The sequence below is a fragment of the Rhizobium vallis genome, from assembly GCF_003985155.1.
Taxonomy (GTDB): domain Bacteria; phylum Pseudomonadota; class Alphaproteobacteria; order Rhizobiales; family Rhizobiaceae; genus Rhizobium; species Rhizobium vallis.
Genome location: NZ_ML133724.1, coordinates 1 through 7,754, shown reverse-complemented (window position 1 = coordinate 7,754; position 7,754 = coordinate 1). Strand labels below are relative to the sequence as shown.

The window sequence follows — 7,754 nt, the reverse complement described above, 5'->3', positions numbered from 1 at the left end:
CTTGAGAAATTGGCCCGTTGCTCGATGCTCTACCCGCCGAACGTTGACCTTGCGGCCAAAATACGGATGCCAACGATAATAAACTTCCAATTCCTGACCGACATGGGCAGAATGAACGGGCAATGGCCGTTGGAAGACGCAACTGGCTCTTCGCTGGGGCGGACACTGGAGCAGAGACCCTGGCACGGGCCATGACGATCATCGAAACGGCCAAAATGAATGGGCTTGATCCGCAGGCCTATCTGGCTGACGTGCTCGACCGCATTCAGGATCACAAGATCAATCGTCTTGCCGAGCTGCTCCCATGGAACTGGGTGCCGACGACGGCAATCATCTGCGCCGAGGCCGCCTGATGGCAACGGTCAGATTCGTCTTCACCATCGACTATGTCGCGGAAATCCTCGATGAGGACGTAGACCTCCTCCGGGAGATCATCAGCAATGATGACAACCTGACCTATGGCAATATCATCAGCGTCGTGACCGGAGACGACGAGAGTACGTCAGCTTTGACAGACGATGGCGTTGACGAACTCAGGCAGATGCTCAGCGACGCGCGTAGGTCTGCGGAAACATGGCAAGAGTTCCTCGATTGCTTCGTCCTCGATGAAAAGATCGTCGAGCGTGTCAAGACATATTCCCCACGGTAACAATCGGGCGGTTACCGCGCACATCCTAAGGTGGCGTTATTCGAGGAGACCCTCGTGTGCGTGGGCTGCCGCTCGAACAAGCTACTCTCGGAGCAACTTACACTCGAGAGGTATATGTCGATGGGACACGTTGTGGTGAAGTTTGGGAACGCTGCTTCCATCGAGGAATGGTGTTTGCTTGGGCACGGGCTTAAGAGACATGTCGAAGTAGTCGTGCAGGGCTTCAGCATGGTTCCGTTCATGCTTTCAGGGACCGAGCGCATAGCGACAATGCCCTTACGCCTGGTCAAGCAGCTCGAAAAGACAATACCCCTGCGGATCGCCGACCTTCCGCTACCTTTGCCCGCGTTCACACAGGCCCTCCAATGGCCCGCGCTTCACAATAGTGATCAGGCAAGCCTCTGGATGCGGGACGTGCTATGCCAGGAAGCATCCCGCATGCCTTCGCCCCATGAGGTAATGAGACGTCTCAGGATTTCCTAGCAACCTTTCGTGGTTTTGTCGTTCGGCGTGATTCATGGCGTCGGAATGAGGAGCCTCTTTGAAACGCCGCCGCTACAGTCTCACGGATGATTGATGATCCTGTCGCCGCTGGCCCAACAGCCGCGCTGACTGACGACCAAGTATGGAGGAACTGGACAGATGCTCTCCTACGCCCGCCGTTCAACCGACCAATGAAACAACCTCCTCGACAGTTTGTCGACGACTCAAGTCGAAGGTTCACGCAGCTCCAATCGACATTAGCAAGGAGCGGCAAACCAACCCCTAATATGGGACGGGTTCACCACATCCGAGCCGTGGCGCCAGATTGCCCTCCGGTAATACCTCAACGTCTTTATTTTTGCGGCAGAACATTCTCACTGCCCTTTTCCACCTGATCGATCACGAGCAGCTTTACCGGCTCGGTGCCGTTGTTCGCCCCTTTATGCCATATGCCCCAGGACTCGACGATAAAATCTCCTGCCGTGAAAATGCTTTCTTTCCCAGATTCTGTATTGGTGACCGTGATCTCCCCCGAAAGCACATAGCCATAGCGCTGATAGCGATGCTGATGAATTGGCAACGTCGCACCGGGCGCAATCTCATAAATCGAAGCGATGACCTCGACATTCTTCCGTGGAACGATGATGGGCTGACCAGCAATCGTACGATCGGTCCTTAAGATAAGCGTAGCCGCGACCGCTTTGTTTTCGAACGCGTTCGCGGGACACGCCAGAGCAAAGAGCGCCGTAGCGATTGAGATGACCTTCATTTGCTTTTCTCCTGATACAAGCCGGATTTTCCTGAAGAGTGTTTGCTTCCGAGTTCGGCCAGTTGCAGAGCGACAAACCTGCATCGTCTCACCGGCGCCGACACGGGTTCATTTGTTCCCGGACTATGATGATTATCTTCAGAGCTCTGCGGGTCTTTTCAAGATACTGCATCGCAATACCCCTCATGGCGTGGTGGCGAGTAGCGTCAAGACATCAGGCGCCGACGCAACAGCGCTGCCGACAGGAAGAACGGCAAAATCGCGTAGATGCAAAGCGCGCCTATATGCAGGCCCATGCTACCCGCGGGGCGCCCAAGCATTGCCGGGCGTATGAGGTCGATCGCATGCGCTAGAGGCAAGAACTGCGCTACCTGCTGAAAGGCCTGGGGCAGTTGCGCGATTGGAAACACCGCGCCGCACAAGAACAGCATTGGTGTCAGGACGAGCGTCTGGTAAAAAATGAAATACTCGTAACTGGGCGCAAGGGCCGTGACTACCATCGCAAGGCTCGCGAATGCAAATCCAGTGAGCATGATAACTGGCAGCACATAGACGACTGATGGCCACGTCGCATAGCCTAGCACGGTGGCGACGATTATGATTCCCGTACCGGCAAGAAATGCCTTGCTCGCTGCCCATGCCAACTCACCCAGGATGATGTCCCCAAGTGTCATTTGTGTGTAGAGCATGGCTTCCCAGGTGCGTTGGGCGTGCATTCGCGTAAAGGCCGCGTAAATCGTCTCGAACGTCGCTGAGGTCATCGCGCTTGTCGCCACCATGCCGCCCGCCAAGAACGCAACGTAGGTTGTGCCGTCAACGCGACCCACAATAATTCCGAGGCCAAGGCCGAGGCCAAAAAGGTAGATCATAGGATCGGCCAGACTTCCAACAATTGACGCAAGTGCTACTTTCTTCCATGCCAGATAGTTGCGTCGCCATATCGCAATCCAGTTAAAAGCGTTGGCGGGCAGAGCCGCGGCACAACCTTCACCCATCGTTCACTTCTCCATCTCGCGCCCGGTCAACCGCAAAAACACATCCTCAAGATTCGGCGGACGCTGGAGAATGCGCAAGCCCGCGCGCTCCCGCAACCGCACACGCACCTGCTCCGGGTCAGACACATAGCAAAAAAGGGTCTCGCCGCTAATTTCGACGCGATCGGCATATGGCCCGACCAGCGATTCCAATTCATGCGGATCGCCGCCGTAGATTTCAATGACTTCGCACCCGATCAGTTCATCGATCAGGTCATGCGGCCGCCCTTCGGCAATGCTGCGACCTCTTTCGAGTACGCAGAGTCGATCGCATAGCCGTTCGGCCTCTTCCATGAAATGGGTGGTCAAGATGATCGTTTTGCCGCGCGTAAGCAGGGAACGCAGGCGCTCCCAGATCAGGTGGCGCGCGTGCGGGTCGAGACCGGTGGTCGGCTCGTCCATGACAAGTAGCTGGGGGTCATTGATCAACGCACGCGCTAGCGTCAGGCGCCGCTTCATGCCGCCTGAAAGTTCAGACACACGCGCATTCACCTTGCTCTCTAGGCGTGCAAACTCAAGGAGCGACGGCATGACCGCCTCGACTTTGCGTGTATTCATGCCGAAGTAGCGGCCGTAGACCAGCAGATTCTCGCGCACAGTGAATTCAGGCTCAAGGTTGTCGAATTGCGGCACCACGCCGATACCCTTTCGCGCCAAGCGAGCCTGGGCAGGCACCGGCACGCCGAGCACAGTAATCTTCCCCGCATCAGGGGCTGTCATGCCAAGGATCATGCGTGCGATCGTGCTCTTGCCCGCGCCGTTCGGTCCAAGCAGCCCGAAGCATTGCCCCGGGGAAACGCGGAACGATAGCGCGTTGACCACGGCCTTGTCGCCATATGTCTTGCTTACGTCGAAAAAATCTATTGCGGACATGAACATGCGCTCATCTGACCGTCGGGCGCCGTTGACTGGCATTTCTTCGGTTGGTTGTGTTCTTCCTGGTCCATCGCACCGTATGTGTTCATTGCGTCTCCATTAAAGGGCTGGCAGCAGCATCCGGGAAAACGCCTCGTCCGTGGTAATTGGCACTCGTGTTGCAGAGCAGCCGAATGTCCCGAGCTTGTTACATTCGAAGAGTAGCTCGGCGACTTCACGGAGAGAGTGCCTGGGATGGTCTGCAATTGTGCAGATTCATCGGGATGGACAACAGCCGGAATTCTGTCCTGGCATCTCATCCGCGTCTTTTTATACCACAGACGCGCATAGTGTCTCCATGTCTGAACGTCGAGGGTTGGGGCCGTTAGGAGGCAGAAATCGGATTCCGGAAACAGGCGAGTAAGCAATCTTCGTTGACCGAGCCACCCCGACACTCAAGCCGCTCTAGCTCGAGCAAAGTTTCGTTCAGCATGTCGAGGACCGTCTCAGCACCAGCAACGTGGCCCCAGCGACGACAATTGGCGTCGCGCGCCGATCCGAAAACCAGATATCCATCTGGCGCAAGCATCCGCACTAAATTCCGAACAGCCCCTCTCATCTCGGCTATTCCTCCAATATAGTAGAGCACTTCCGCCACAACGATCAAATCAAACCTCTCGTCAGGTGAAAACTGTTGAACATCAGAGACTATCCAGCTGATGTGCGGAGAATCCCTCATGCGTCGACGCGATCTTTCTATAGCGTGAGGCACAACATCGATCACGGTGAGCCGTTTGCAGTGGGGGGCTAGCTGCACCGTAAATGCGCCGGCAGCGCATCCCACTTCGAGCGCATTTGAGATGGATCCCTGGGCAAGCGCCAAGCGGAGCATTTGCGTGTGACGCTCACGCTCGAATGGATTGGCGTCGAGTCCCCATGGATCGGGTGCAGCCAGTTCCCGATTCAGCAATTGATAATTGTCGCTCTGTGTCAACTCGTTCACCTCGGTAAATAGATCTTACTCGTCGCTGCACATGCAGTCAGACGTCGTTCGCCTGGCAGAATCGCGGGCGGGGTTGAGCCTTCGAGGCGCTGTCGCATGTCCAGAACATTCTGTAGTGCGCGCATCAGTCGCCGGATGTTGATTCGAGTTGCCAGCAGAGCTGCGCGACAGCCAGTCGCTATTGCTCAGCGTGCACAGCGCGTAGGCTTTCAAGGGCAGTAGCAGAAAAATATTGATGAATGCATGCAGAGAGAACCCGAGGAACCGTCGTTGGCGGGCCCGGAGCGCGACAACGCTGCAGTGGATCATCGTCATGGCCACGATCATCAGGGATGCCAACCAAGGCACGGTGCCCGTCAATGCAAGCTGTGCGAGCCCCGTCAGCACTGATAGTGCCAGAAGCAGCGGTCCGAGGTTCTGTCCGACAACGTCGAGCGTAAGGAAGCGATGGAGGTTGGGCAGCAGGCGCAGCCCAAGCAACGTGTCCCGGTACGTGCTCCGCGCCCAGCGTAGTTGTTGGCGCAGATACGGTCCTAGCTTGTTCGGAACGACTGTCGCTGCGATGGCGCTCGGCACGTACTCCGTTCGAAAGCCTGCCTTCAGCATAAGAATGGTGAGATGCCGATCCTCACCGAAATCGCTTGGCTTTCCCCGAAAATACTGTGATTCGTACTGGTCAAGCAGCGAAGCGAGCGCAGAGCGACGGTAGATAGCACATGGACCGCAGCAGCACATAACGGCTCCGAAGCGAGCTTGTGCCGCACGCTCCTCGTTGCAAGCCAGCCAGTACTCCATATCGATCAAACGGGTCAGCCAACTATCGTTTCGGTTGCGGGCCGTCAACTGTCCCATGGCCGCGCCGACAGCCGGATCTTGCATTTTAGGCACGAGCTTCCTGATGACGTCAGATGCGAGGATCGTGTCGGAGTCGACGTTTAACACCATATCTCCAGCAGAGCGGCGTATCGCGGCGATCTGTGCCTTCCGTTTACCAACATTCTGGGGAAGCAGGAGAATATTGAATCTGGGGTCTCGTGCGAAGGCCTCGTGCACAGGTCGCAAAGCCTCGCGATTTTCGGAACCGTCATCAACTAGGTAAACCTGCAGCCTTCCCCCGTATTCCTGACCCGCAATAGAAGCCAGGCACTCCGAAAGCGTGCGGGGATCCTCGTTGAAGCTTGGCACGATGACATCTACGCTGGGCAGCTCCTCAAAGCCGGCCAAGCTCTGGGACGCCAATGAAACATCGGTCGGCAGAGAATAAACGGCCTGCACGCTTTTATAAGCAGTCGAGAGAAGTGCATAAAGCGAGACGGCGACAGTGCTGGTTGTGTCAAGCATATCCATCAGAACTCCCGAGGAAGCGAGCGGAATACAAAGCCGCGATCATGCAAAGCTGGAATTATGCTAGATAACGCCATGATAGTCTGGTGGCGCAGACTGCGGTCAGTTCCTTGTTGCATTTCACTGGAGGGACAACCGTCGTGCAAGAGCACGATTGACCCCGGCCGGACAGACTGCAGCACATCATTGACAATGCCGTCGGCCCCGGGAAGAGACCAGTCTCGCGGATCTACCGACCAGTGCACGGCAGTGAGTTCCGCATTCGCCGAAACCTTGAGCACTTCTTCGGTCCAGATGCCGTAAGGAGCCCGGATGTGCCGCACCACCGCCTGAGGCGACGCCATTTTTATGGCTCTGTTTGTCTCGAGTATCTGACGTTGCACCTCGTCGGGTTCGCAGTCAGACAGGTCTGGATGCGTCATTGTGTGGTTGGCGACTTCATGTCCCTCTGCAATCATTCGCTGGATCAATTTAGATTGATCGGCCAGGAACTCGCCGATGACGAAGAATGTTGCCGGCACCCGGTGTTCAGCCAGAATATCGAGAATCTCCGGTGTACAAAATGGATGCGGACCGTCGTCGAACGTCAAATAAACGCTGTGACTACCAGTGCCGTCATCGCGCTCACCGTGCACTTCGCACGAGCAATCGAGGTGCGTCATTGCTCTCGTCCTTTCCGGTAAATTATCCTGGTGGCATTCGGAGACCGGCCACCAAAGGGTAGGATGATGACGCCGCGCGTGGACGCAGGTCGAAACGCGCGCGTGGCAGCGTGTAGCGTACGCCGTTTCCCCAAAATAGCGGTCACCAGGCCGCCTCGTCTGAATCTGTCAATACCGCGGCTCGTTGCGGACTGTACCGAGTGCGATTGGTGGTGAACCCCCGAGCTGTCGACGATTGCAAGGTGATGCAATGGGCTGATCGACCGCTTATGCAAGCATTACATTCCAAAGCCACACATTTGACCCCTCTACACCACTGGGCGCGCCATCGACGACTTGATTTCCGTCAAGATGCTCGTCTAATGGATCACGCCATTCAATTCGTAAAATCGATTGTTTGGATGATACCCATTCACAGCATAGATAAAATTCGAGCTCCACGGTTCCTGCTAACGGACCGAGCCTGTTGTCGTGACTGGCGGGGGACTTGCGTCGTCGTTCCCTGGAAGAACTTATGAGCCGATTCAAGATATTGCTGGCGTACGGGTTATTTGCGATGACCAGATCACCAGTTCTCATTTCCGGGACCGTTCTTCCCATCATGGTGGAACAAGCCCTCAATCGAGAGTGTTTACCGCCCCGATGAACAAATTTTCCGGGAACGTGAACCGAGCTTCTTTAAGCCCAGGACGATACTGATGCTAACACGGTAGTTTGTGATGCCTGTTAATGTGGCGGTGCGACCAAGCTGCCGAACGCCAGATATTTCAGATGACCTGCCACTGAATTTTCATCCGGCGGCGATTAGAGCCTCGGCGGTCTTTGAAACGCTCCCAAACGTTGGACCACCGGATGCTAGAGTTTTCCGGCTTCATTCAGGGAGGCGGGCTGGTTGCGCCTCCCGAATTCACCAACGAGATCGGCACCTTGTTGCCGATCGCACCATGAGGTCTTT

General features: G+C 56.0%; 8 protein-coding genes and 3 pseudogenes. 5 read left to right on the top strand and 6 right to left on the bottom strand.

The annotated features are described in order from the left end of the window. From EFQ99_RS35420 to nodD1, 4 genes and pseudogenes are all read left to right on the top strand, one after another. The coding region (locus EFQ99_RS35420; RefSeq protein ID WP_208722858.1) for a hypothetical protein at positions 1-195 on the top strand (195 nt) is incomplete at its 5' end. Next, a pseudogene (locus EFQ99_RS34600) lies at positions 117-353 on the top strand (transposase domain-containing protein); the annotation flags it as partial. The gene EFQ99_RS35420 and the pseudogene EFQ99_RS34600, both read left to right, overlap by 79 nt. Further along, positions 353-649 carry a hypothetical protein gene (locus tag EFQ99_RS34595; RefSeq protein WP_097603724.1) on the top strand — a complete coding sequence of 99 codons (297 nt, stop codon included), beginning with the start codon at positions 353-355 and terminating at the stop codon, positions 647-649. The pseudogene EFQ99_RS34600 and the gene EFQ99_RS34595, both read left to right, overlap by 1 nt. A gap of 15 nt (positions 650-664) precedes the next feature. Next, a pseudogene (gene nodD1 / locus EFQ99_RS35415) lies at positions 665-1,132 on the top strand (transcriptional regulator NodD1); the annotation flags it as partial. 352 nt (positions 1,133-1,484) lie between these two features. On the opposite strand, the gene EFQ99_RS34585 reads toward nodD1, so the two are convergent. From EFQ99_RS34585 to nodB, 6 genes are all read right to left on the bottom strand, one after another. Continuing rightward, positions 1,485-1,901 (bottom strand): cupin domain-containing protein, encoded by a 417-nt coding sequence (locus EFQ99_RS34585; protein WP_012489574.1) that lies wholly within the window; start codon positions 1,899-1,901, stop codon positions 1,485-1,487. A 206-nt stretch (positions 1,902-2,107) separates the two neighbouring features. Further along, positions 2,108-2,896, bottom strand: a complete 789-nt coding sequence (locus EFQ99_RS34580) for an ABC transporter permease (protein ID WP_009998866.1) — start codon at positions 2,894-2,896, stop codon at positions 2,108-2,110. A gap of 3 nt (positions 2,897-2,899) precedes the next feature. After that, positions 2,900-3,850, bottom strand: a complete 951-nt coding sequence (nodI, locus tag EFQ99_RS34575) for a nodulation factor ABC transporter ATP-binding protein NodI (RefSeq protein WP_080515691.1) — start codon at positions 3,848-3,850, stop codon at positions 2,900-2,902. 325 nt (positions 3,851-4,175) lie between these two features. Beyond that, complete coding sequence (gene nodS, locus EFQ99_RS34570; protein WP_012489576.1) at positions 4,176-4,793, bottom strand: nodulation methyltransferase NodS; 618 nt, start codon at positions 4,791-4,793, stop codon at positions 4,176-4,178. A gap of 15 nt (positions 4,794-4,808) precedes the next feature. Next, the gene (gene nodC, locus EFQ99_RS34565) at positions 4,809-6,140 is read right to left on the bottom strand and encodes a chitooligosaccharide synthase NodC (RefSeq protein ID WP_004679211.1); all 1,332 of its coding nucleotides are present in this window, start codon (positions 6,138-6,140) and stop codon (positions 4,809-4,811) included. Continuing rightward, on the bottom strand, positions 6,140-6,799 hold the full coding sequence (gene nodB, locus EFQ99_RS34560; RefSeq protein ID WP_004679213.1) for a chitooligosaccharide deacetylase NodB: 660 nt from the start codon (positions 6,797-6,799) through the stop codon (positions 6,140-6,142). Before nodB ends, nodC begins: the two co-directional genes overlap by 1 nt. 401 nt (positions 6,800-7,200) lie before the next feature. On the opposite strand from nodB, the pseudogene EFQ99_RS36250 reads away from it, so the two are divergent. Then, positions 7,201-7,570 (top strand): annotated as a pseudogene (locus tag EFQ99_RS36250) (nodulation protein NodZ); the annotation flags it as partial. Positions 7,571-7,754 lie beyond the last annotated feature (184 nt).

Excerpts from the sequence above, each read along its gene's own strand:
- nodB (WP_004679213.1), bottom strand. The coding sequence starts at position 6,799 with ATGACGCACCTCGATTGCTCGTGCGAAGTGCACGGTGAGCGCGATGAC.
- EFQ99_RS34585 (WP_012489574.1), bottom strand. The coding sequence starts at position 1,901 with ATGAAGGTCATCTCAATCGCTACGGCGCTCTTTGCTCTGGCGTGTCCC.
- EFQ99_RS34580 (WP_009998866.1), bottom strand. The coding sequence starts at position 2,896 with ATGGGTGAAGGTTGTGCCGCGGCTCTGCCCGCCAACGCTTTTAACTGG.
- nodC (WP_004679211.1), bottom strand. The coding sequence starts at position 6,140 with ATGGATATGCTTGACACAACCAGCACTGTCGCCGTCTCGCTTTATGCA.
- nodI (WP_080515691.1), bottom strand. The coding sequence starts at position 3,850 with ATGCCAGTCAACGGCGCCCGACGGTCAGATGAGCGCATGTTCATGTCC.
- EFQ99_RS34595 (WP_097603724.1), top strand. The coding sequence starts at position 353 with ATGGCAACGGTCAGATTCGTCTTCACCATCGACTATGTCGCGGAAATC.